We start from the raw sequence: 22,850 nt of genomic DNA on the forward strand, positions 1-22,850 counted from the left end.
ATGGTCAACACAGTTATATCCGACGTCACCAAACGCATCATCGACCGCAGCGACGATCTGCGTGGCCCGCATCTTGAACGAATGGAGCAGGCCAAATCCAAGGGCCCTGCGCGTGCGCACCTGTCCTGCAGCGGGCAGGCCCACGCCTATGCCGGGGCGGGCGAAGATCAGGACTCCATGGCCACCGGCACGGCTGGCAATCTGGGGATCGTTACCGCCTATAACGATATGCTCTCGGCCCATCAGCCTTTCGAACGCTACCCGGCCCTGATCCGCGATGCGATCCGCGCAGCAGGCGGCACAGCGCAGGTTGCAGGCGGCGTGCCAGCCATGTGCGACGGCGTCACGCAAGGCGAGGCGGGGATGGAACTCTCGCTGTTCTCGCGCGATGTGATCGCGCTGGCGACCGGAGTGGCGCTAAGCCACAACACTTATGACGCCGCCGTTTTCCTGGGCGTCTGTGACAAGATCGTGCCCGGCCTGATCATCGGCGCGCAAGCCTTTGGGCATCTTCCTGCCGTCTTCCTGCCTGCAGGTCCGATGACCAGTGGCCTGCCGAATGACGAAAAGGCCAAGGTCCGCCAAAAATTCGCTGCCGGAGAAGTCGGCCGCGATGAATTGATGAAGGCCGAGATGGCCGCTTATCATGGCCCCGGCACCTGCACCTTCTACGGCACCGCCAACACCAATCAGATGCTGATGGAGTTCATGGGTCTGCACCTGCCGGGCTCCAGCTTCGTCAATCCCAACACGCCCCTGCGCGATGCGCTGACCGAAGAAGGTGCGCGCCGCGCCCTTTCCCTTAGTGCACTAGGCAATCACTACACACCGGTCTGCCAGATCCTTGATGAGCGCGCTTTCGTGAATGGCATCGTCGGCCTGATGGCCACCGGCGGTTCCACTAACCTACTGATCCACCTGATCGCCATGGCGCGTGCCGGTGGTATCGTGCTGGACTGGGAGGATTTTTCCGACATCTCCGCTGTCGTGCCTTTGGTCGCGCGCGTCTATCCCAACGGTCTGGCAGACGTGAACCACTTCCACGCTGCGGGTGGCCTGGGCTTTGCCATCGGCACGCTGCTGGAAGATGGCTTGCTGCACCCCGATACGCTGACTGTCGCGGGGCAGGGCCTGCACAACTACACCAAAGAACCCAAGCTGAAAGACGGCGAGTTGGTCTGGGAAGAGGGCGCGGGCCACAGTCTGAACGAAAAGATCGTTCGCCCGGCCAAAGACCCGTTCCAACCCACGGGCGGGCTCTCTCGCTTGACAGGCAATCTGGGCACAGGGGTCATGAAGGTGTCGGCTGTAGCACCTGAACACCAAGTGGTCGAAGCGCCCGTGCGTGTATTCCACGACCAGAACGCCGTAAAAGCCGCTTTCAAAGCCGGAGAATTCACCGATGACGTCATCGTTGTTGTTCGCTTCCAAGGGCCAAAAGCCAACGGTATGCCTGAACTTCATTCGCTGACGCCGATCCTGTCGATCCTGCAGGGCAGGGGGCAGAAGGTGGCTCTGGTCACCGATGGCCGTATGTCGGGCGCATCCGGCAAAGTGCCCGCCGCCATCCATGTCTGCCCCGAGGCGCTGGATGGTGGACCGATCGCCTATCTGCAAGACGGTGACCAGTTGCGCGTTGATGCGGTCAAGGGCGAGTTGGAAATCCTGACCCCCGGTGTTCTCGACCGCAATCCGGCCACCGCCGACCTTACGGCAAACCAACACGGCGTTGGCCGTGACCTCTTCGGCGCCTTCCGTCAGAATGTCGGCTCAGCCGACACCGGCGCCAGCATTTTCGGAGTGTAACCCAATGTCCAAAACCCAACGCACCCGCGAGATCTGCGCGCTGGCCCCGATTGTTCCAGTCCTGGTCGTCGACGACGCGGCCCATGCGCGCCCGTTGGCCGAAGCTTTGGTCGCAGGTGGCCTCCCGGCGCTTGAAGTCACCTTGCGCACTCCCGCCGCGCTCGCCGCGATCCGCGCCATGGCCAACGTCCCCGGCGGTGTTGTCGGGGCGGGTACACTGGTCACGCCCGAAGATGTCCGCGCTGCCAAAGAGGCTGGCGCTCAGTTCGGCGTCTCCCCCGGTGCGACCGATGCCCTGATCGCCGCCTGCGAAGCCGAAGGTCTGCCCCTTCTCCCCGGTGCGGCTACTGCAAGCGAAGCCATGGCTCTGCTGGAAAAGGGCTATGACATGCTGAAATTCTTCCCCGCCGAGGCCTCAGGAGGGGCTCCCGCCCTAAAAGCCATCGGCGCACCGCTACCGCAGATCACCTTCTGCCCAACTGGTGGCGTATCGCCGTCAAATGCCCTCGATTACCTGTCGCTGTCGAATGTTGTCTGCGCCGGCGGCAGCTGGGTCGCGCCCAAGCAGATGGTTCAAAACGGTGATTGGTCCGGGATCGAAACACTTGCCCGCGAGGCCGCCAGTCTGCTGGATTGACGCCGCAGGGCAAGACGCTAGGGTAGGCCTCAATTCAAACAGGTTGCCCTCATGACAAACCAAACCTCCCTCGCGCATGGGCGCGAGTATCTGGCCATCCCCGGCCCTTCGGTCATGCCCGATACGGTGCTGCAGGCGATGCACCGTCCGTCGCCCAATATCTATGACGGCGAATTGATCGAGATGATGCCCGCGCTCACCCGAGACTTGAAACGCGTTGCCGGAACCCAGCACAACGTCGCCATCTATATCGCCAACGGCCACGGTACATGGGAGGCTGCGCTTTGCAACGTCATTGCACCCGGTGAAACCGTGCTTGCCCCGGCCTCTGGCCGCTTCACCCACGGTTGGGCCGAGATGGCCGAAGGAATCGGCGCCAAGGTTGACCTGATCGATTTCGGAATGTCCTCGCCCTGGGATCTTGACCGCATCGCCGAGGCCCTGCGTAACGATACCAGCCACAAGATCAAAGCGGTCCTTGCGGTCCACGTCGATACGTCCACATCGATCCGTAACGATATCCCGGCCTTGCGAGCGTTGCTCGACGACCTTGACCACCCAGCCTTGCTGATGTCTGACTGCATCGCGTCGATGGGCTGCGACCGGTTCGAGATGGATGCCTGGGGTGTCGACGTCACTGTCACGGCTTGCCAAAAGGGACTTATGACCCCGGCGGGCGCCGGCTTTGTCTTCTTCAACGACAAGGCGCAAGCCAAGCGCGCCACAATGCCCCGCGTCTCGCATTATTGGGACTGGCAGCCACGCGCCAATCCAGATCTGTTCTATCAGTATTTCAACGGCACCGCGCCAACCCACCACCTGTATGGCCTGCGCGCCGCACTCGACCTGATCCATGGCGAAGGGATCGAACAGGTCTGGGCCCGCCACGAACACCTGGCAACGGCCATCTGGGCCGCCTGTGAAATCTGGGCGCAAGGTGGCGCGCTGCATTTCAACGTCGCCGACCCGGCCCATCGCAGCCACGCGGTCACTGCCCTCCGCCTGACCGAGGGGCGGGGCACGCCGCTGCGCAGCTATACCGAAACCCAACTGGGTCTGACGCTGGGCATCGGTCTGGGAATGGAGGATTGGGACGGCTGCTTCCGCCTTGGCCACATGGGGCACGTAAACGCTCAAATGGTCATGGCCATGCTGGGTGGCGTCGAAACCGCTATGGCTGCGCTCGATATACCCCGTGGTCAGGGTGCGCTCGAAGCCGCCGCCGCGACGCTGGCCGGATAAGCCCGATCCGCCTCTTCATCTGGCTCGAAATACCTTCGGGGGAAATCGCGCATGGGCGCGATAGGGGGCAGACAGCCCCCATTACGAGGCTCGGGCTTTTGCCAGGGCCGTGGGCAGAGCAGCTTCAAACGCCGTCATTTCCACCTCACCTCCGCAGCTGACCCGAATGCACCGGTTCTGGGGCGCGGCAAATGGCATCCGCACGAACACGCCTTGTTCAACGAGCGTGTCCAACACGGCCTTGGCAAACACCCCATCGCGCCCACAATCAATCGCCACAAAGTTTGTCGCAGACGGCAAAGGCAGCAGACCATTCGACCGTGAAATCTCTTCGATGCGGTTCCGGGACCCGGCAATCCTTTGCTGCACATGCGTCAGCCAATCTTCATCTTTTAGCGCGGCCAATGCCCCTGCCTGCGCGGCTCGGTTCATGCCGAAATGGTTGCGCACTTTGTTGAAGCTCGCAATCAACTCGGATGAGCCGATAGCATAGCCTACCCGCGCCCCGGCCATGCCATAAACCTTGGAAAACGTTCGCATCCGGATCACACGTGAATCATCAGCAGCGACAGGTGCAGCGGTCCCCTCGGGCGCGCATTCGACATATGCCTCGTCAAGAACCACCAAACAGCCCTCTGGCAAAGCCTCCAGAGCGGACACGATATCCTTACCTGCATGCCATGTTCCCATCGGGTTGTCCGGGTTGGCCAGATAGACCAACTTGGCGTCTACCTCCGCCGCTTTGGCGAACAGCGCCGTCGGGTCCTCGTGATCGTCGTGGTAGGGGACCTTGTGCAATACCCCACCAAACCCGGCCACGTGGTAATTGAAAGTCGGATAAGCTCCATCCGAAGTCACAACTGCATCGCCGTGACCAACCAGCAGGCGCACCAGATAGCCCAGCAACCCGTCAATGCCTTCGCCAACCACGATGTTTTCAGGCGCGACCCCATGATGTACCGCCAGCGCATGGCGTAGTTCGTAATTCTCGGGATCGCCATACATCCATATCTCGCCCGCGGCCCGTTGCATTGCATCGATGGCGCGCGGGGACGGGCCAAACACGCTTTCATTCGCACCGATCCGGGCCACGAAGGGCGCGCCACGTTGGCGCTCCTGCGTTTCGGGGCCGACAAAAGGCACGGTCGCGGGCAGCGTGAGGGCAAGCGGGGTATAACGAGGACCAGTCATGGCCGCAGATAAGCGCAACCGATCAGGCGGGGCAAGCCTTGCCAGAAGTTCAAAGGAGGCTTCGGATGCGCGGTTTGCCCTGACGTCGCTGTGGTGCTGCTGGCGTCTTGCTGGCATGTTTATACAGCAAATCACGCCCCGGAGGTCCCATGTCCCGCGTATCCATCGAATACAAAGACCACATCGCACGTGTCACGCTGACCCGTGGCGACAAGATGAACGCGCTGGACGATGCGATGATCAAGGCGATCCTTTCGGCCGGTCAAGAGGTCGCCGCAGCCGACATCCGCGCCGTGGTGCTATCGGGGGAAGGCAAAAGCTTTTGCGCTGGGCTCGATATGGCCAGCTTTGCCAGCATGGCGCACACAGACCCAACCGAATGGCTGATGACCCGCAGCCACGAAGATGCCAACGAAATGCAGGAACTTGCCTTGATCTGGCGGCGCGTCCCGGTGCCGGTGATCTGCGCTATTCAAGGCGTCGCCTATGGCGGTGGGCTACAGATCGCGCTGGGTGCCGACATCCGCATCGCGCATCCCGAAGCCAAGCTGGCAGTGATGGAGATGAAATGGGGCATTATCCCCGACATGGGCGGCATGGTTCTGCTGCCAGAGCTCGTGCGCTCGGACGTGCTGCGCCTGCTGACCTATACCGCCCGCCCTATCGGTGCGCCACAGGCGGCAGATTGGGGGCTTGTTACCAAACTGTCGGATGATCCCCTGACCGAAGCGCTGGCGCTGGCCGAGGACATCGCGGGTAAAAGCCCGTCCGCCATCCGCGCCGCCAAACGGTTGATTGATGTGGCAGAAACCCGTGACCGTGCTGATGTTCTGTTGGCCGAATCTACCGAACAGGTCGACCTGATCGGTAAGTCGGATCAAATGGAAGTTGTCATGGCACAGATGCAGGGCCGAAAGCCCGAGTTCAAATGATCACCGCATGAATGCGCGCCGTGCATCGCGGGCCATGTTGTATCGCATCTCAAGATCAGCAATCTTTTTCATTGCTGCCCTGCGGTCCTGATTGTCAGTCAGCGCTGCAAACTCCTTGCGGGCGGCGTCGAGCTGTTTCTTGATGTCGAACTCCTCGGGCAGAACTCCGGCCTGCGCCATTATCCGATGACCCGCAGCAATGACGGGATCGCCTTGTGCCTCGCCCGAGCGGTCGGGTAACGGGGCACCTTCGCCTTCAAGACCCTGCAGTTGGCCTTCGGCCTGCGCCTTTTTGATCTGGCGTTCAATCAGTTTTCCAAGCGATCCGAACATGCACTTATTTTACCGCCTGAGGGGTTCTGATGAAAGGGCTCAGCGCACTCGGTTTGTTGCCAGATATGCGATACCCCCAGCCAACAGCCCCCAGACTGCCGCGCCCAACCCAAAAACCGTTATTCCAGAGGCTGTGATGGCCAGTGTCAAAATAGCCGCTTCGCGCTCGACAGGGACGTCCAGTGCGGCATGCATGGCATTGGCCAGGACCCCGATCAGGGCCACACCTGCCAGAGTGCCCATAAGCAGCGGGTCGGCATAGGCGGCAAAACTGGTGATCGCCACGGCAAAGATACCGAAGAGGCAGTAGAACACGCCCCCCATGATTGCCGACCAATTACGCTGCGCCGGATCGGGGTGGCTTTCCTCGTTGGAACACATCGCTGCGGTGATTGCGGCCAGGCAGGTTGCAGGCGCCCCGAAAGGGGCCGAAAGCATGCTTGCGCCACCGACGGATGAAAACAACCGGCCGGGAACAGGATCAAAGCCAAAGCTGCGCATCACCGCGACGCCGGGGATATTCTGTGTCGGCATCGTGACGATAAACAGCGGTACGCCGATCCCGATGGCCGACGCGACCGAGAATGATGGCATGGTCCAGATCGGAGCCGCGATCAAACGATCCGGCATCAATTGGGCATCTCCTGCGTTCAGCGACACAATGATAGCCGCCGCGACCACAGCTGCCGGAACCGCGATCAACCGATTGAAACGGCCCGCGACAAACCACGTCAGGATCACCGGCAACGCCTGCCATGGAATCTCGACCGCCGCCTGGAAGGGCACAAGGCATAGTGGCAAGAGCACGCCTGCCAGCATTGCTTGCGCCAGTGTTGTGGGAATTGCTGCTGCCAACCGTCCCAGCGGCTTCCACAGCCCTGCCAGAACCGTTAATGCTCCGGCGCACAGGAACGCACCAATCGCGCCTGAAAATCCCTCGACCGGGGTGGCCGAGACGGCTAACAGAGCGGCCCCCGGGGTCGACCACGCAACGCTGATCGGCATTTTGTACCGCAGGCTGAGGACGATGGCTGCAAGCCCCATGGCAATCGCCGCACTCATCAGACCCGAGGCGGCTTCCTGCGATGAAGCTCCCATTGCGCCCAACCCTTGCAATACGATGGGAAACGAGCTGAAGAACCCGACAATGGCCACAACCAACCCGGTTGAGACGGTCTGCATCGGAGGGAAAGATCGCATCGTCAGTGCCTCGCCAGGTTGTGTCGCCGAAGTGCTAACAAGCGGGGCGTGGCGTGAACAAGGGGAAAGCTCTGAGGGTAAAGAAAAACCTCACCGCCGGTTGGGTGGTGAGGTTCGATTTCAATATATCAGCAGCAGGAAAAAGATCAGGCAATTTCAGCCAAACGGGCGAGAGCTTCGTTTAGCTTGGCTTCTTCTTCTTCGCGGGCGGCAAGGTTAGCTTTGGCTTCCGCAACAACCTCTTCCGGGGCCGATGCCACGAATTTCGGGTTGTTCAGGCGCCCGCGCAGACCGCCGAGTTCCTTGGCCAACTTGCCTTTGGCTTTTTCCAGCCGTTCCTTTTCCGCACCAATGTCGATGATGTCCGCCAGTGGCAGGCCAAAGGAGGCACCGGGGGCGGCAATCGAGATCGTGCCCTTTGGCAGTTCATCCTCCTTGGTCAGGCTGTCGATCCGCGCCAGACGTTTGATCAGCGCTTCGTTGCGGTCCCATGCAGCTTGGCCGTGCGCGTCAATCTCAGTCACCAGCATCGGCACGTATAGGCCAGCAGGAACTCGCATCTGCGCGCGGGCCGAGCGGGTGTTTTCGATCACCGAGATCACCCAGTTCATCTCGCGATCCGCATCCGCGTCGATCAGGTTAGCCGCCGTATAGGTTGGCCAATCTGCGTGTACGACCATTTTGGCACGCTTACCGGTCAGGCCCCACAGCTCTTCGGTGATGAAAGGCATGATCGGGTGCAGCATGACCATGCACTGGTCCAGAACCCAGCGCATGGTGGCGCGGGTCTCGGCCTGTGCCTCGGCGTCATCGCCTTGCAGCAAGGGTTTAGAGAGTTCCACGTACCAGTCGCAGACCTTGCCCCAGACAAAGGCGTAGAGCCCGTTGGCCGCGTCGTTGAAACGATAGCTTTCCAGCGCCGCGTCGACCTCTTCCCGCACACGGGCGGTTTCACCGATGATCCAGCGGTTCACGGCGGCTTTGGGTTTCAGGTCAGCCACGTCCAGTTGCGGGACAGCGTCGGTGAAGACCTCATTCATCTCGGCAAAGCGGACGGCGTTCCACAGTTTGGTGCCGAAGTTACGGTAACCTGTGATGCGCTCGCGCGACAGTTTCAGTACCCCGCCAATAGCCGCCATCGAGGCATTGGTAAAGCGCAGCGCGTCAGCACCGAATTCGTCCACGATCTCCAACGGGTCGATCACGTTGCCGGTGGTTTTGGACATCTTCTTGCCCTTCTCGTCGCGGACGAGCTGGTGCAGATAGACGGTGTGGAACGGGATCTCGTTCACTACGGCCAGTTGCATCATCATCATCCGCGCGACCCAGAAGAACAGGATGTCAAAGCCGGTGATCAACACATCGGTTGGGAAATAGCGCTCTAACTCTTCGGTCTTTTCGGGCCAGCCCAGCGTGCCGATAGGCCAGAGGCCGGAAGAGAACCATGTGTCGAGCACGTCGGGGTCGCGCCAGACCGGGTAGACCAGCTTGGTCGGGTCTTGTTCGACTGCGTATAGGGCAAGGCTTTCGGCGAACTGATGGATCGCTTCCTGCTTATCGGCAACTTCGATGACCGTCGCGTGGCTCAGCGGGCTGGGTATGTTGGCATTGTCGTCGAGGAATTTCTCTGTAACTGCCTCAAGGCTTGCCGCGCATTCCATGACATTGCCACGATGCAGCATGCCGCCTTCGTTCAGCAAACGACCCAATTCGACCAAATCAAGGTCGCCGTCGTTTTCGTCGTCCTTGAAATTCTCAGCCGAGAGATCGAGGCCATACCAAACCGGTATCTGATGCCCCCACCACAGCTGGCGCGAGATGCACCAGGGCTCGATGTTTTCCAGCCAGTGGTAATAGGTCTTCTCGCCCGATTCAGGGATGATCTTGACCGTGCCGTCCTTGACCGCGTCCAGCGCAGGGCCGACGACCTTGGCGGCGTCGACGAACCATTGGTCGGTGAACATCGGCTCGATGACGACTTTCGAGCGGTCGCCGAAGGGCTGCATGATCGGTTTGCTTTCGACCAGCGGCACCAGCTTGTCCGCGCCTTCGTGTTCCGGCTTTAAAGCGGTCGAACCCAGACGTGGATCATCGGCGCGAGTCATGACAGCCAGACCGTCTGCAGTGATCTCCTCGACGACCTTCGCACGTGCCTCGAACCGGTCGAGGCCGCGCAGATGATCAGGGATCAGGTTGATCGCGTCGATCTCGTTCTCGGTGAACTCACGCCCGCGCGCGTATTCCTGCGCCTTGTCCGCCTCTTCGGCATAAGGCGCACCATCGGCGCGCATTGCGCCTTTGGTGTCCATCAGGCGATACATTGGAATGCCGCCGCGCTTGGCGACCATATTGTCGTTGAAGTCATGTGCACCGGTGATTTTCACCGCGCCCGAGCCGAAATCTGGATCAGGGTAATCATCGGTGATGATCGGGATCTGACGGCGATGCTCTTTCGGGCCAACCGGGATTTCGCAAAGTTTTCCGACGATGGGCGCATAGCGCTCATCCGATGGGTGAACCGCAACTGCGCCGTCGCCGAGCATGGTTTCGGGGCGAGTCGTGGCGATCGAGATATAGTCGCGCTCTTCCTCCAGCACGATATTCCCGTCCTCATCTTTCTCGACGTAGGTATAGGTCTCACCGCCCGCCAGCGGGTACTTAAAGTGCCACATATGGCCCGCAACTTCGATATTCTCGACCTCAAGGTCCGAAATTGCGGTCTCGAAATGCGGGTCCCAATTGACCAGCCGCTTGCCGCGATAGATCAGGCCCTTTTCGTACATGTCGACGAAGACCTTGATGACCGCGTCGTGGAAGTTCGGCGAGTTCTCATGACCTGTACGCGGGTCGCGCGGCGCACCTGCCATGGTGAAGGCATTACGCGACCAGTCGCAGCTGGAGCCCAAACGCTTGAGCTGCTCGATGATCGTGCCGCCGTATTCTCCCTTCCATTCCCAGACCTTGTCCAGAAACGCCTCACGTCCCAGCTCACGACGTCCCGGCTGCTGGGTGTTGGCCAACATCTTTTCCACCTGCATCTGCGTAGCGATACCAGCGTGGTCCTGACCGGGCTGCCATAGCGTGTCGAACCCGCGCATCCGGTGCCAGCGGGTCAGAATATCCTGCAGTGTGTTGTTGAACGCGTGGCCCACATGCAGCGCACCCGTCACGTTCGGTGGCGGGATCATGATGGTAAAACTCTCGTCGCGCGATTTGTTCGCGCCTGCCTTGAAGGCTCCGGCCTGTTCCCAGGCCTCGTAGATGCGGGCCTCGGCCTCGGCCGCGTTGAATGTCTTTTCCATCGCCATGGGATGCGTCCTGCGTCGTCTATCTTGGGTCAGCGCCTGCAATAGCGAATGGACGCAGGAAGGGGAAGGCCTTGCGCGGCGGTCCTGCGCTGATCAGCCGGGATTTGACGGAGCGGGCGCGTAAAGATCCAGCTTTTCGCTGGCACCTTGTCCCATCGCCTTGGCCTGATCGCTGCGGATTTGTGCGTGCAGGTCCAGCGCCTCGGGCGCAAACAGCTCGGTTGGCTCAGGGATATGGATGAAATTTCCCACCCGATCCTCGCCCCGCGCCAGAATGGCATAGTCGCGATCCGCCACTTTCTGCTGCGCATTGGGGTTGAGATAGCGGATGGCGAGGCCAATTCGACGATCATCCGACACGTTCGGCCCTGACCCGTGAATGGTCAGACCGTGATGCAGCGACATCTGGCCGGGCTGCAGCTCGATATGGGTTTTGTCTTCCTCTGTGACATCGACCGCCACCTCTTGCCCACGCGACAGCAGGTTGTTGTCGGAAAACGTATCATTATGCGGCAGGATCGGGTTCTTGTGGCTGGCCTTCACGAAATCCATGCAGCCACTTTCAACCGTCGCAGGGGACAGGGCGATCCAGGCGGTCAACTGGTCCGAGGTTTCACCCATACCCCAATATGTCAGGTCCTGATGCATGCCCACCACTTGCGTCGTGCGCGGTTCCTTGATGAACAGCTCAGCTGACCACAGCAGCAGGTCTGGGCCCAAAACACCTTCGACAACGTCCAAAACGCGCGGATCCAACGCGATGCGAGTGGCAAATGGCATCACCACATGCGCGTTGATGCGTTTGTACATGTTCAAGGGTAGCGGCAGGTCAGCCTCGCGCCAGCTGGCCTCGACATCTTCCAACTCGGCACGGTACCCGGCGGCTTCTGCGGCAGAGAACACGGGGATCGGAAATATAAACCCATCATCCCAATAGGCCTCGGCACTTTGGCTGTCCAATCGGCCATTCGTCAGCTTGATTTCTTTGGGCATGGAAACCTCCACTCGACTGAGTTTAGGTTCAGCCTAGGCGCGGCCCAGATCGGCGCGCAACGCTGTTTCTAGACATGAATGTCGCTTTCAGACCGTGCGGAGTTAATTTTCTCAGCCACTGGACAAGGTCCTGCTTCACGCTAGGGTCGCGCATTCAGGCAGCCAGAGGATCATCCCATGGAAAAATTCGGCAAAAGCCAGCCCATCAAACGGACCGAGGACCAGCGGTTTCTGACCGGGCAGGGGCAATACATGGACGATTCTGTGCCCGAGAATGCGCTGTTCGCAGCATTCTTTCGCAGCCCGGTGGCGCATGCCACGATCACGTCGCTGGACCTTGAAGATGCACGTACAGCGGATGGGGTGCGCTTGGTCATGACGCTGGAAGATCTGACTGCTGCCGGGATCGATACGGTGATGAACGCGACTACAGTCGCCAACCGCGACGGCAGTCAAGGCGCTGCGTCCGAGCGGAACATGCTGGCCAAGGACCGCGTGCGTTTCGTCGGAGAACCCGTTGCGGTCGTCATTGCCGACTCGTTGTTACAGGCCCGCGATGCAGCCGAATTGATCTGGATGGAAACCGAGGACCTGCCGGTCAAGACGGATGTCGCTGCGGGTGGGGAACCTTTGCATCCACAAGCCCCCAACAACCGCGCCTTTAACTGGGGCTTGGGTGATGAGAAGGCGACCAATGCCGCCTTTCATGCAGCGGCGCGCACCGTCGCGCTGAACGTGCATGACAACCGGGTCATCGTGAGCTCGATCGAACCGCGTGGCTGTCAGGCCGATTGGTCGGATGGCCGTATGCATTTCTCATATGGCGGGCAGGGTGTCTGGGGGATGAAAGCGCAACTGGCACAAAAGCTGAAACTGGACCCCGAGGCGATCCGCGTCACTACGCCAGATGTCGGCGGCGGATTTGGTATGAAGGCGATGCCTTATCCCGAATATTTCACCGTTGCTGTTGCTGCCATGAAACTGGGCCAGCCGGTGCACTGGATGTCGGACCGGTCCGAAGCGATGTTGTCCGATCACCACGGCCGCGACCTGACCTCACTGGCGGAGCTCGCCTTTGATGCCGATCACAAGATCACTGCTTACCGGGTCCACAGCAAGATCAACCTTGGCGCTTATAACAGCCATTTCGCGCAGGCGATCCAGACCAGCCTGTTCAGTAAGGTTTTGATGGGTGTCTACGATGTTCAGACCACCTACTTGCGGGTCGAAGGATTCTTCACCAACACCACGCAGGTCGACGCCTATCGCGGTGCCGGGCGACCCGAGGCGATCTATGTGCTGGAACGCGTCATGGACCGTGCTGCGCGTGAGTTGGGGATTGATCCGTGGGAGTTACGGCGCAAGAATTTCATCCGACCCGAAGCTTTCCCCTATAAGACCGCAACCGGCGAAACCTATGATGTGGGTGAGTTCGACATGGTCCTCAGCCGCGCCGCCGAACAGACTACGGGCTTTGAGGCCCGCAAGGCGGCGGATGCCGAAAACGGTCTGATCCGGGGGCAGGGGCTTTGTTACTATATCGAAAGTATTTTGGGAGACCCTTCCGAAGGCGCGAAGATCGAGTTTTGCGAGGACGGAACGGTGAACCTCTATGTCGGCACTCAGTCCAATGGGCAAGGGCACGAGACCGTCTATGCCCAGTTCCTTTCGGACCAGACAGGGATTCCTTCGCACCTGATCAATGTTGTGCAAGGCGACACGGACAGGCTGGCGCAGGGCGGCGGGACTGGCGGTTCACGCTCGGTCACGACCCAAAGCAACGCGACACTGGTCACAGTTGATACGATGATCGCCGCATTCACGCCCTATCTTGCGGATAAGATGGGGGTCGAGGAAAGCGATGTGACCTTCGACCATGAAACCTTCCGCGCGCCGGGGTCCAACCTGACCCCCACGCTGACCGAGGCGGCCGAGATGGCGCGCGCGGACGGACGCACGGATCTGTTGCATCACGAAGCCCGCGCCACGCTAGATGCACGCAGCTATCCCAATGGTGCACATGTTGCCGAAGTCGTTATCGATTCTTTCACTGGTGAAACATGGGTCGACCGCTACACGGTGGTGGATGATTTCGGCAATCTTATCAACCCGATGCTGGCCGAGGGGCAGGTGCATGGCGGCGTAGTGCAGGGTATCGGCCAAGCACTGACCGAGCATGTTGTTCATGATGCCGAGGGGCAACTGCTCACGGCTTCGTTCATGGACTACGCCTTGCCCCGCGCTGCTGAGATACCCATGATAGAGTTTACCTCGGCGCCGGTTCCGTCAACCGCCAACCCGATGGGGATGAAAGGCTGTGGCGAGGCAGGCACCGTGGGCGCACTGGCCGCAGTGGCGAACGCGGTACAGGATGCGCTCTGGGATCACGGGGTGCGGCAGGCGGATATGCCTTTCACACCTCACAAAGTTTGGGAATTGTTGACGCATGGTTCTGTCGCGGCTGAGTAGAAAGGTACTGGGATGGCTCGGACGGCCTCTGCGGTCCGAGCACTCGGCCGAAACGCGCCACCGCGAACCTGTCAGCCATGTCATCATTCTTGACGGTACCATGTCGACGCTGGAAGCAGGGCGGGAAACCCACGCGGGCCAGACTCTGCGCCTGTGCTGCGAGATGGGCAGCCAGGTTTCGGTTTTCTACGAATCCGGCGTGCAGTGGGAAAGCTGGAAGTCGACTATGGACGTGATGATGGGGCGGGGTATCAACCGTCAGATTCGTCGGGCCTATGGTTATTTGGCTTCGCGTTACAAACCCGGTGATAAGATCTTTTTCATCGGCTATTCACGCGGCGCATACGGGGTCCGCAGCCTTGCGGGCGTGATCGATGCTATCGGGTTGCTCAAGGCCGAACACGCCACTGTCCGCAATATCAAACAGGCCTATCGACACTATGAATGTAACGCCAATGGCGAAGCGGCGGCGGTCTTTCGTCGGGAGTTCTGTCACGAGGATGTCGCCATCGAGATGGTCGGCGTCTGGGACACGGTCAAGGCGCTGGGCCTGCGCCTTCCGCTGCTCTGGCGCTGGGCCGAGGAACGCCATGCCTTCCACAACCACCAGCTTGGCCCTGCCACCCGCCACGGCTATCACGCCATGGCGCTGGACGAGACCCGCGAGGTGTTCGAGCCGGTGCTGTGGAAATGCACGCCTGACTTCAAAGGCCATATCGAGCAGGTTTGGTTCCGCGGCACCCACGGCGATGTTGGCGGCCAGCTGAACGGGTTCGAAGAGGCCCGCCCCCTCAGCAACATCTCCCTGATCTGGATGCTCGACAAGGCCGAGCTGCACGGCCTGCCCCTGCCCGAAGGTTGGCGCGACCGTTTCCCTACCGATCCGCATGCGCAATCCGTGGGCACCTGGCGTGGCTGGGGTAAGATTTTCCTGCTGCGCAAGCATCGCAAAGTAGGGCGTGACCGGTCAGAGAAACTGCATGTCTCGGTTTCGCCTGAGGAACTACCCCGATGGGTGCCGATGCCAAATCTGCCTTCGCATCCGGCGCAGTAACAGAAGCAACAGCTTGCCTTCCTATGAAAGTTGTATCAACAGCAGCCACAGCATTTCTGTCCCGTCAGTGCCGGGTGGACGTCTTAGCATCATCGAAAGACATGTGATTTATGCCGGATCCATACTTTTCTGAGCTCAAATACTTAGGTGGCCCGACCCTGGATTTTATTGAGGTCGCGGTTGACGCTGGTACGGATGTCTCGGGGTTGGTCGTGACGATCTATTTGAGCAATGGCTCGATCCGAACCACCAATACTCTGGCCGGTATCACGCCGACAACGGTTGCCGGTCGCGATATCTATGTTATCGACACGACAAGTTCCGGGACATTTAACGGATTGGGTAAAACCAATGGTATCTCGCTCTCCGAAGGGACAACGGTTTATCAGTTTAATTCTTTCAGCGATCCTCCAAGTCCCGGCCCGATCACTGCGAACACTGGCCCGGCCAACGGTATGCAATCGACAGTCATCGGGCAGGCCGGCGCTGGCGATTCGCTGGTCTCGACCGACAATGGCGGCACATATACAGTCAATACCGATCCGACCCCGGGCAGCATCCCCTGTCTGACTGCGGGAACACTCGTATCCACTGATTTGGGTCCGGTGCCGGTAGAAGATCTGAAGCCTGGCCAGCTGCTTTTGCTGGCGCGGGGTGGCAACCAGCCTTTGCTGCAGATCTTGCGCCGTTCACTCACTGCGCGCGAGTTGCGCCGCAATCCGAAACTTTATCCAGTGCGAATTTGCGCGGGCGCACTTGGACAAGGCCTGCCCCGACGTGATCTGCTTGTCTCGCGTCAGCATCGCATGCTGGTGTCCTCGGCGATTGTGAAACGCATGTTCGGTCGTTCTGAGGTTCTGGTCGCCGCGATAAGGCTGACCGATCTGCCGGGGATTTATGTCGATGAAACCGTAGACAGCGTCACGTATTTCCATCTGGTCCTGGCGACGCACGAAGTGATTATCGCCGAGGGTGCCCCGACCGAAAGCTTGCTGATAGGACAGGAAGCGTTGAATTCACTCCCTCCTGCAATGGTCGAGGAACTTACTGTATTGTTTTCGGGCATTTCGACCGGGGGCCTCTCGGATACCAGTTATCTGGTGCCGGACAACGCGCGTCAGAAACAGCTGGTGTCGCGCCACGCTCAACACGCCCGATCATTGCTATCCGACTATACGGAAAGCACCCGTTCCGCAGACTAATGTCGATCGGGCGCTGGCCAATCAAGGCCAACCCCCGCTGTCATGTCTAAGAATTACCGCCGCCGATCTCTGCGCGAACTCATCGGCTGGAACGCCACGCCCACATGCGCTTCGCAATAGGGTTTGCCTGCCTCGACGGGCAGGCCGCAGAACCAGAAATCCTCGGTCGCGGGGTCGCCGACAGGCCATTTGCAGGTCTTTTCGGTCAGCTCCATCAAAGACAGCTTCTTGGCCTTCTTTTCAATCTCGTTGACCTTGGCCAAAGCCTCGGGGCTGATCTCATTGGCCGACGGTTGCGGAGGCAGCGGCTGGCCGGCGGGTATGATCTGGCGACGGGCCGGGGTGACCGGTTTGGCCTCGGGGGCTGGCACCGGGCGGGCCGGTTCAGTCTTGGGTGCCGGTTTCGGTTTGGCCTCGGCCTTGGGCGCGGGGGCCGGTTTTTCCTTAGGCTCGGCCTTTGCCGGGCTTGCACCGGTGGCGCGGTTCGACAGGCCCAGACGGTGAACCTTGCCGATCACCGCATTGCGGGTCACGCCGCCCAGTTCCTTGGCGATCTGGCTGGCCGACTGGCCCTCGCCCCACATCTTTTTCAGCAGCTCTACACGCTCGTCAGTCCAGGACATCATTTGCCTTTCAAAAGCGGAAAGCGGCCCCGGATTCGGGCCGCCTTGGGAAATCATCTCAGCGCCCTATTCTAAACACTGCGGCCCGAGTTACAAGCGGTCTTCGAATCAGGTATGGGGCAGAGCATGCATAATCTCATGGATCACGACGCACGCCGCTTTGGCGCGGTGAATTGGATGGGCCTCTATACACTGGCGCAGCGCGAAACCCTGCGCTTTCTGGCCGTGTGGACGCAGACCCTGCTGGCACCGCTGGTGACGGCAGGCCTGTTCCTGCTGATCTTCAACATTGCCATTGGCCCCAGCCGACCGGATGTGATGGGGGTGCCGTTTCTGACCTTTCTGGCACCGGGCATCATGATGATGACCGTGATTCAGAACGCCTTTGCCAATACATCGTCATCGATGGTGATCGCCAAGGTTCAGGGTAATATCGTCGATACGCTGATGCCGCCGCTATCGCCGCTGGAAATCCTGTTGGGTTATCTGGCCGGAGGCATCGCCCGCGGTATCCTGATCGCCCTTGTCGTCGCAATCGCTCTGGCGTTGGTTCTGGGCATCGTGCCGCAGAACCCGATGATCGCACTGATATTCGTGGTTTTAGGCGGCGCGTTCATGGGCGCGCTTGGGCTTTTTGCCGGGATTTTTGCCAACAAGTTCGACCAGATGGCGGCTATCACCAATTTCATCGTCACGCCTTTGGCTTTCTTGTCCGGCACTTTCTATTCTGTGCAGGCGCTACCGCCAGTGCTCAATCGGCTAAGCCATGCGAACCCGGTCTTCTATCTGATTGACGGGTTGCGCTATGGGATGATCGGCGTGTCCGACAGCTCTCCTTGGTTGGGCATGGCGATCTGCGCCAGCGCGACATTGTTGGTTGGAGGATTGACCTGGCAGATGTTGCGCACCGGCTACCGGCTCAAGGCCTGACGGTGTATCGCCTCGCGCCAGACCAGAATCAGACCTCCGGTCAGGATGATGGCCGAGCCGATCAGGCTGATCCCATCCGGTATCACCTTGAATACCGCGAAATCGTAGAAGGCAGCGAAGATCAGCGTAGCGTAGCTGATCGGAGCCACAAAAGAGGCATCCGCCCGCGCCATTCCGTTGACGAAACAAGCCTGCGCACAGGCCATTAGCACACCAATCGAGGCCAGCGCCGCCCATTGCTGAGGCGTCGGCATCTGGAAAACGAAACTTACCGCGACTGTCGCAATGGTCAGACCCATCGCATTGTTGATCAGCAGAATCTGGATCGGTATTTCTCGGCCCGAGAGCTTTTTGATAAAGATCAGTTCCATCCCAATTATCACTGCTGCGGTCAGGGCCAGTAATGCAGCGGGTTGAAAGCTAGCGGGCGTTGGACGCAACAGAACCAAGGCACCGATCAAGGCCACGATGGCGGCCAACCAGCGCCACGGGCCGACACCTTCTTTCAGCAGCGGGATCGCCAACATCATGGCAAAGACCGGGTTCAGGAACGAGATCGCCGTCGCATCCGCAATCGGTATGAAAGCAACGGATGCAAACATCAGCGTGATCCCTAGCCAGCCGAAGCTTGTCCGTCCGATATGCAGACCCCAATGCGGGCGGCTCAGGCGGGGGCGCATGATGCCGACGGCTGTCACGATTACCAGAAAGGCAAACAGAAACCGTCCATGGCTGATCTGCATCGGATGCAGGGCGGGGCCAAGCACATCCGTCCCCAGTGCTTTCGCCAGCAATGTGGTCCCTGCGAGAAGGGCGCTGGCCGCAAGGATCAGCAGGGCCGCAAGGGCAGGATTCTGACGTATCGGTGTCATGGTTCAGCCGTGCGCCAGCGTCGGGTAAATGACAAGCGGTAAATCCCAGTCTCAGAATGATTTTTGCCCCGATCGCAAAAACGGGGTTTTCAGACCCGGTGCACCCCGCTATACGGCCTCACATGATCAATACCGCACATATCCTGCGCCTCCGACGCCGACGCCTGACCGCATAATCGGCCCGTTTGATCCATTTGCGCTGTCCAAATCCGCGCAAACCCCACCAAATCAGTTGACGACCATGGCCCCAGTGTATCACTCACAGGGCTCAAGCTATTCGAAAAGGATGATCCGATGATCCCGTCCGTTCTGCCGACCTATAACCGCGCGCCCCTGACATTCGTGAAGGGCGAAGGCGCCTGGCTGACCGAGGCGGATGGCCGACGTTTTCTGGATCTGGGCGCGGGCATAGCGGTGAACGCGCTGGGTCATGCGCATCCGGCGCTGGTGGCGGCCCTGACGGAACAGGCGCATGCGCTGTGGCATGTTTCAAACCTCTATAACATCCCGCAACAGCAGGCACTGGCGGACAAGCTGGTGGAACACACCTTTGCCGATACGGTGTTCTTCACCAATTCGGGCACAGAATCCTGCGAATTGGCCGTCAAAATGGCCCGCAAGTATTTTTATGACAAAGGTCAGCCCGAGAAGGTCGAGATCATCACCTTCGACGGCTCATTCCATGGCCGGTCATCGGCGGGTATCGCCGCCGCCGGGTCCGAGAAGATGACCAAAGGCTTTGGACCGCTGCTTCCCGGCTTTGTGCATCTGACATTCGGAGACCTCGACGGTGTCACCAACGCCATCACCGACACCACGGCAGCCATCCTGATCGAACCGGTTCAGGGCGAAGGCGGCATCCGCCCCGTTCCGGATGCAGAGCTGAAAGCCTTGCGCCAGATTTGCGATGATAACGGCCTTTTGCTGATCCTCGATGAAGTCCAATGCGGCGTGGGGCGGACCGGCAAACTCTTTGCCCATGAATGGGCCGGCATCACGCCGGATATCATGATGGTCGCCAAAGGCATCGGCGGCGGTTTCCCTCTGGGTGCGGTTCTGGCCACCGAAGAGGCCGCCAGGGGCATGACGGCAGGCACCCACGGCTCGACCTATGGCGGCAACCCCTTGGGCTGCGCTGTAGGCTGCGCGGTGATTGATCAGGTCGCTACTCCGGCCTTCCTCGAAGGTGTGAATCGCAAGGCAGGCCTGCTGCGTCAGAAGCTCGAAGGCCTGATCGCGGACCACCCCGAAGTATTCGAGGAGGTGCGCGGCTCAGGCCTGATGCTAGGCCTGAAATGCAAGCCCACCAATATCGACGTGGTCAACGCTGGCTATGACAACGAGGTCATAACGGTTCCCGCCGCAGATAACGTGATCCGCCTGCTGCCGCCGCTGACCCTCACCGAGGATGACATCGCACAAGCCCTGATCCGCCTCGAGAAAACTGCGGCACAAGTCGAAAACGCAATGGCTTCGGCCTGAACTCGCCTGATTAAAAAGTGAATTAAAATGAACCACTTCCTTGATATCCACAAAACTGACGCAGGTGATCTGCGGAACATGATCGATCAGGCCAGCGCGATGAAACAGGCGCGCCTTGGGCGTCCCAAAGCCGCCCCCGACGACGAGCAGCCTCTGGCAGGCCGCATGGTTGCGCTGATCTTTGAAAAGCCATCAACGCGGACCCGCGTGTCCTTCGATGTTGGCGTGCGCCAAATGGGCGGGCAGACCATGGTGCTGTCCGGCAAGGACATGCAGCTGGGCCATGGCGAGACCATCGCCGACACCGCCCGGGTCCTGTCGCGCTATGTCGACATGATCATGATCCGGACCTTTGATGAAACCATCCTGACCGAGATGTCCGAATACTCGGACGTTCCCGTCATCAATGGTCTGACCGATCGTACACATCCCTGCCAGATCATGGCCGATGTGCTGACCTATGAAGAGCATCGCGGCCCCATCGCAGGAAAAAAGGTCGTTTGGACCGGCGACGGCAACAATGTCTGCGCTTCATTTCTGCATGCCGCCGGTCAATTCGGTTTCGACCTGACATTCACCGGCCCGGCGCAGCTGGACCCGGAAGAAGAATTCATGGGGCTTGCACGTCAGAAGGGCTCGAAAATCGTGATCGAACGGGACCCGCACAAAGCTGTTGAAGGGGCCGACCTCGTGGTCGCCGATACTTGGGTCTCAATGCACGATTCTCAATCCGCGAAGGAGCGCCGCCACAACATGCTGCGCCCCTATCAGGTCAACGCCGAGCTGATGTCGCATGCCAAGCCAGACGCGTTGTTCATGCACTGCCTGCCTGCGCACCGCGAAGAAGAGGCCACATCCGAGGTCATGGACGGCCCGAACTCGGTGATCTTTGACGAGGCCGAAAACCGCCTGCATGCGCAAAAAGCCGTGATGCGCTGGTGTCTGGGCGTCTGAGGCCGACAGCAATCTGGGAGAGCGATAGATGGCTCTCTTAAATCTCGGAGCAACCAATGCCACACATCACTCTGGAATTCTCTGCCGGGCTCGAAAAAACTCATGATTTTCAAGCCATCTGTGAGCAGCTCTATTCCGAGCTCGCCGCGCATGAAGTATTCGATGCCCCAACACTCAAAATCCGTGCCACCTCGTTTCCGTATTTCCGCATCGGGACCGAACCGCAGACCTTCATTCATGCCACGCTCTTGTTGTTGCAAGGCCGAGATGAGGCAACGCGCGCCGAGTTGAACGCGATCATTCTGAATGTTCTGGCTGCGTCTGCGCCCACGGTCGGCAGCATCACCGTGCGGGATGTTGAAATAGATCGCGCGACCTATGCCAAACGCCTGTCAGCCTGACGCGGCCCCGGTATGCGTATGGGAGGACTAAACGCGTCGGGACACTTCCCAGACCCGTAATCTGGCGAGCGTAGCGACGCACGCCAGAACTACCAGCACACACAATGCGATCTTGGTCATGATCTCCATCGTGCCCTCAATCAGCAGGGCGTGTACGACACTGCCCAGAATGGTTACCAGCGCCAGTCCTGTGTGCCCCAGACGCCAGAGCCGAAATCGCAGGTTCAGGCGTAGGCGCAGAACGCCCATCGTTGCTGCAGCAAAACCCGTCCACATCGCGATCACACCCCAGACGGAAAAGGGTGTGGCTGATACGAATAGAAGCGCGTCCACGACATCCGGCGGGCTCGTAATCCACAAACCGCCCACATGGATTACGATCGCTGCGACAAGGGCCAGACCGCACCGCCTGTGCCATAAGCGGCTGCGCACAGGTGAAAGCCCAGGCAACCAGCGTCCGGCCAGCAAGGGTTGCATCAGCAGAAGGCACATCCCGACGATGCCCGCAAACCCGGCAAGGATGTAGATCGGCTCGCGCCACGCCAGATAAGGGCTGAATGCTGCCGCGATAACCGGCACCAGAAGGGCGACAATCAACGCTGCCCAGATCAGTATGCGCCTCAACACGTATCAGGCAGGCTGCAAGACGAAATGCGCGGCAAGCGTTTTATCCTTCGCGCTCGACATCACCGGGCGTAGGAAAACCGTTTCGAATTCGCCGCTGTCATAGGCCAGATGCCCGTGCGGTTGGCCAAAGGCGGGCACGATTTGTGGCATCTCAAGCCGAAATTCACCGTTCGCATCCGTCAGCGTCGCCCCATGGCTGCGCTGGTCGCGCTCGTGCCCCTCGGTCGTATGCGCCCAGATCTGGATACGTTGGCCGGGCAAGGGGGCACCGTCGCCTGCGCGGCGCACGGTGCCGGTCATCCAGAAACCTCCGCCGCCGATGCGCTGCACAATAGGGGCGCCGGGGCGATAGTTGTTCGATCCGCCCCGCATGGACGGGGTCGGTGCAACGCCCTGCGCCCGCGCGGGCGTGGTCAGCCCGGCCGTGCCTAGCGCTGCAAAACAGCCCGCCGTAACCAACGCGCTGCGGCGGGTAAGAAGAACGTGCGACATCGAGAGGGCTCCTTTCGATAACGGGCATGTTGTCTGGCCTGATACTCAATCTAGCACGTTTGTTGCGAAAGCCGAGTTAAGCTGGTCTGAAGATCGGGTCAT

At 60.0% G+C, this 22,850-nt stretch carries 20 protein-coding genes; 11 read left to right on the forward strand and 9 right to left on the reverse strand.

Features of this window, described 5'->3' with window-relative positions; all coding sequences use genetic code 11:
* The 3 genes from edd to I5192_RS02735 are packed head-to-tail and all read left to right on the forward strand — an operon-like array spanning position 1 to position 3,685.
* Positions 1–1,806 carry a phosphogluconate dehydratase gene (gene edd / locus I5192_RS02725; RefSeq protein ID WP_255612019.1) on the forward strand — a complete coding sequence of 602 codons (1,806 nt, stop codon included), beginning with the start codon at positions 1–3 and terminating at the stop codon, positions 1,804–1,806.
* A 4-nt stretch (positions 1,807–1,810) separates the two neighbouring features.
* Entirely contained in the window at positions 1,811–2,443 is a 633-nt protein-coding gene (eda, locus tag I5192_RS02730; RefSeq protein ID WP_223117696.1) for a bifunctional 4-hydroxy-2-oxoglutarate aldolase/2-dehydro-3-deoxy-phosphogluconate aldolase, read from the forward strand.
* A gap of 51 nt (positions 2,444–2,494) precedes the next feature.
* Positions 2,495–3,685 (forward strand): alanine--glyoxylate aminotransferase family protein, encoded by a 1,191-nt coding sequence (locus tag I5192_RS02735; protein WP_223117697.1) that lies wholly within the window; start codon positions 2,495–2,497, stop codon positions 3,683–3,685.
* Between the two features lie 81 nt (positions 3,686–3,766).
* On the opposite strand, the gene I5192_RS02740 is transcribed toward I5192_RS02735, so the two are convergent.
* Entirely contained in the window at positions 3,767–4,876 is a 1,110-nt protein-coding gene (locus tag I5192_RS02740; RefSeq protein ID WP_223117698.1) for a pyridoxal phosphate-dependent aminotransferase, read from the reverse strand.
* Between the two features lie 149 nt (positions 4,877–5,025).
* Here I5192_RS02740 and I5192_RS02745 point away from each other — a divergent pair, with 149 nt between their 5' ends.
* Positions 5,026–5,808 (forward strand): crotonase/enoyl-CoA hydratase family protein, encoded by a 783-nt coding sequence (locus I5192_RS02745; protein WP_170612155.1) that lies wholly within the window; start codon positions 5,026–5,028, stop codon positions 5,806–5,808.
* On the opposite strand, the gene I5192_RS02750 is transcribed toward I5192_RS02745, so the two are convergent.
* The 4 genes from I5192_RS02750 to I5192_RS02765 all read right to left on the reverse strand — a co-directional run bounded on the left by I5192_RS02750 (position 5,809) and on the right by I5192_RS02765 (position 11,642).
* Complete coding sequence (locus tag I5192_RS02750; RefSeq protein WP_170404239.1) at positions 5,809–6,141, reverse strand: DUF1992 domain-containing protein; 333 nt, start codon at positions 6,139–6,141, stop codon at positions 5,809–5,811.
* Between the two features lie 39 nt (positions 6,142–6,180).
* Positions 6,181–7,341, reverse strand: a complete 1,161-nt coding sequence (locus tag I5192_RS02755) for a benzoate/H(+) symporter BenE family transporter (protein ID WP_223117699.1) — start codon at positions 7,339–7,341, stop codon at positions 6,181–6,183.
* A gap of 146 nt (positions 7,342–7,487) precedes the next feature.
* Positions 7,488–10,649 carry a valine--tRNA ligase gene (locus tag I5192_RS02760; protein WP_223117700.1) on the reverse strand — a complete coding sequence of 1,054 codons (3,162 nt, stop codon included), beginning with the start codon at positions 10,647–10,649 and terminating at the stop codon, positions 7,488–7,490.
* A gap of 93 nt (positions 10,650–10,742) precedes the next feature.
* Positions 10,743–11,642: a phytanoyl-CoA dioxygenase family protein gene (locus I5192_RS02765; protein WP_223117701.1), complete on the reverse strand. Its 900-nt coding sequence runs from the start codon at positions 11,640–11,642 to the stop codon at positions 10,743–10,745.
* Between the two features lie 177 nt (positions 11,643–11,819).
* On the opposite strand from I5192_RS02765, the gene I5192_RS02770 reads away from it, so the two are divergent.
* The 3 genes from I5192_RS02770 to I5192_RS02780 all read left to right on the forward strand — a co-directional run bounded on the left by I5192_RS02770 (position 11,820) and on the right by I5192_RS02780 (position 16,367).
* Positions 11,820–14,111 (forward strand): xanthine dehydrogenase family protein molybdopterin-binding subunit, encoded by a 2,292-nt coding sequence (locus tag I5192_RS02770; protein WP_223117702.1) that lies wholly within the window; start codon positions 11,820–11,822, stop codon positions 14,109–14,111.
* On the forward strand, positions 14,089–15,165 hold the full coding sequence (locus I5192_RS02775) for a DUF2235 domain-containing protein (RefSeq protein WP_170397244.1): 1,077 nt from the start codon (positions 14,089–14,091) through the stop codon (positions 15,163–15,165). Before I5192_RS02770 ends, I5192_RS02775 begins: the two co-directional genes overlap by 23 nt.
* A 110-nt stretch (positions 15,166–15,275) precedes the next feature.
* On the forward strand, positions 15,276–16,367 hold the full coding sequence (locus tag I5192_RS02780; RefSeq protein ID WP_223117703.1) for a Hint domain-containing protein: 1,092 nt from the start codon (positions 15,276–15,278) through the stop codon (positions 16,365–16,367).
* A gap of 53 nt (positions 16,368–16,420) precedes the next feature.
* Here the strand turns inward: I5192_RS02780 and I5192_RS02785 are convergent, their stop codons facing one another.
* Positions 16,421–16,990, reverse strand: coding sequence for a GcrA family cell cycle regulator (locus I5192_RS02785; protein ID WP_170564771.1), 570 nt, complete (start codon positions 16,988–16,990; stop codon positions 16,421–16,423).
* A 126-nt stretch (positions 16,991–17,116) separates the two neighbouring features.
* On the opposite strand from I5192_RS02785, the gene I5192_RS02790 reads away from it, so the two are divergent.
* Complete coding sequence (locus tag I5192_RS02790) at positions 17,117–17,920, forward strand: ABC transporter permease (protein ID WP_170511463.1); 804 nt, start codon at positions 17,117–17,119, stop codon at positions 17,918–17,920.
* Here the strand turns inward: I5192_RS02790 and I5192_RS02795 are convergent.
* Positions 17,902–18,792 carry a DMT family transporter gene (locus I5192_RS02795; RefSeq protein ID WP_170397236.1) on the reverse strand — a complete coding sequence of 297 codons (891 nt, stop codon included), beginning with the start codon at positions 18,790–18,792 and terminating at the stop codon, positions 17,902–17,904. The genes I5192_RS02790 and I5192_RS02795 overlap by 19 nt on opposite strands.
* A 294-nt stretch (positions 18,793–19,086) precedes the next feature.
* Between I5192_RS02795 and I5192_RS02800 the strand changes: the two genes are divergently transcribed.
* The 3 genes from I5192_RS02800 to I5192_RS02810 are packed head-to-tail and all read left to right on the forward strand — an operon-like array spanning position 19,087 to position 21,629.
* A complete protein-coding gene (locus tag I5192_RS02800; RefSeq protein WP_223117704.1) occupies positions 19,087–20,274 on the forward strand; it encodes an aspartate aminotransferase family protein in 1,188 nt (395 codons plus the stop codon).
* 27 nt (positions 20,275–20,301) lie between these two features.
* Positions 20,302–21,228: an ornithine carbamoyltransferase gene (argF, locus tag I5192_RS02805; RefSeq protein WP_170404219.1), complete on the forward strand. Its 927-nt coding sequence runs from the start codon at positions 20,302–20,304 to the stop codon at positions 21,226–21,228.
* Positions 21,229–21,284: 56 nt separating this feature from the next.
* The gene (locus tag I5192_RS02810) at positions 21,285–21,629 is read left to right on the forward strand and encodes a 5-carboxymethyl-2-hydroxymuconate Delta-isomerase (RefSeq protein ID WP_170647577.1); all 345 of its coding nucleotides are present in this window, start codon (positions 21,285–21,287) and stop codon (positions 21,627–21,629) included.
* 27 nt (positions 21,630–21,656) lie between these two features.
* On the opposite strand, the gene I5192_RS02815 is transcribed toward I5192_RS02810, so the two are convergent.
* Both I5192_RS02815 and I5192_RS02820 read right to left on the reverse strand, forming a co-directional pair.
* Entirely contained in the window at positions 21,657–22,253 is a 597-nt protein-coding gene (locus I5192_RS02815) for a ferric reductase-like transmembrane domain-containing protein (RefSeq protein WP_370644448.1), read from the reverse strand.
* A 6-nt stretch (positions 22,254–22,259) separates the two neighbouring features.
* Positions 22,260–22,748, reverse strand: coding sequence for a twin-arginine translocation pathway signal (locus I5192_RS02820; protein ID WP_170397223.1), 489 nt, complete (start codon positions 22,746–22,748; stop codon positions 22,260–22,262).
* Between the last annotated feature and the right edge of the window lie 102 nt (positions 22,749–22,850).

It is taken from the genome of Ruegeria sp. SCSIO 43209 (genome assembly GCF_019904295.1).
Lineage (GTDB): Bacteria > Pseudomonadota > Alphaproteobacteria > Rhodobacterales > Rhodobacteraceae > Ruegeria.

What these genes read in the sequence shown, in the direction of transcription:
- I5192_RS02750 (WP_170404239.1), bottom strand. Translation starts at nt 6,141, where the DNA reads ATGTTCGGATCGCTTGGAAAACTGATTGAACGCCAGATCAAAAAGGCG.
- I5192_RS02810 (WP_170647577.1), top strand. Translation starts at nt 21,285, where the DNA reads ATGCCACACATCACTCTGGAATTCTCTGCCGGGCTCGAAAAAACTCAT.
- I5192_RS02765 (WP_223117701.1), bottom strand. Translation starts at nt 11,642, where the DNA reads ATGCCCAAAGAAATCAAGCTGACGAATGGCCGATTGGACAGCCAAAGT.
- I5192_RS02735 (WP_223117697.1), top strand. Translation starts at nt 2,495, where the DNA reads ATGACAAACCAAACCTCCCTCGCGCATGGGCGCGAGTATCTGGCCATC.
- I5192_RS02745 (WP_170612155.1), top strand. Translation starts at nt 5,026, where the DNA reads ATGTCCCGCGTATCCATCGAATACAAAGACCACATCGCACGTGTCACG.
- argF (WP_170404219.1), top strand. Translation starts at nt 20,302, where the DNA reads ATGAACCACTTCCTTGATATCCACAAAACTGACGCAGGTGATCTGCGG.
- I5192_RS02740 (WP_223117698.1), bottom strand. Translation starts at nt 4,876, where the DNA reads ATGACTGGTCCTCGTTATACCCCGCTTGCCCTCACGCTGCCCGCGACC.
- I5192_RS02820 (WP_170397223.1), bottom strand. Translation starts at nt 22,748, where the DNA reads ATGTCGCACGTTCTTCTTACCCGCCGCAGCGCGTTGGTTACGGCGGGC.
- I5192_RS02770 (WP_223117702.1), top strand. Translation starts at nt 11,820, where the DNA reads ATGGAAAAATTCGGCAAAAGCCAGCCCATCAAACGGACCGAGGACCAG.
- I5192_RS02775 (WP_170397244.1), top strand. Translation starts at nt 14,089, where the DNA reads ATGGTTCTGTCGCGGCTGAGTAGAAAGGTACTGGGATGGCTCGGACGG.
- I5192_RS02780 (WP_223117703.1), top strand. Translation starts at nt 15,276, where the DNA reads ATGCCGGATCCATACTTTTCTGAGCTCAAATACTTAGGTGGCCCGACC.
- I5192_RS02790 (WP_170511463.1), top strand. Translation starts at nt 17,117, where the DNA reads ATGCATAATCTCATGGATCACGACGCACGCCGCTTTGGCGCGGTGAAT.
- I5192_RS02800 (WP_223117704.1), top strand. Translation starts at nt 19,087, where the DNA reads ATGATCCCGTCCGTTCTGCCGACCTATAACCGCGCGCCCCTGACATTC.
- I5192_RS02760 (WP_223117700.1), bottom strand. Translation starts at nt 10,649, where the DNA reads ATGGCGATGGAAAAGACATTCAACGCGGCCGAGGCCGAGGCCCGCATC.
- I5192_RS02755 (WP_223117699.1), bottom strand. Translation starts at nt 7,341, where the DNA reads ATGCGATCTTTCCCTCCGATGCAGACCGTCTCAACCGGGTTGGTTGTG.
- I5192_RS02785 (WP_170564771.1), bottom strand. Translation starts at nt 16,990, where the DNA reads ATGTCCTGGACTGACGAGCGTGTAGAGCTGCTGAAAAAGATGTGGGGC.
- edd (WP_255612019.1), top strand. Translation starts at nt 1, where the DNA reads ATGGTCAACACAGTTATATCCGACGTCACCAAACGCATCATCGACCGC.
- eda (WP_223117696.1), top strand. Translation starts at nt 1,811, where the DNA reads ATGTCCAAAACCCAACGCACCCGCGAGATCTGCGCGCTGGCCCCGATT.
- I5192_RS02795 (WP_170397236.1), bottom strand. Translation starts at nt 18,792, where the DNA reads ATGACACCGATACGTCAGAATCCTGCCCTTGCGGCCCTGCTGATCCTT.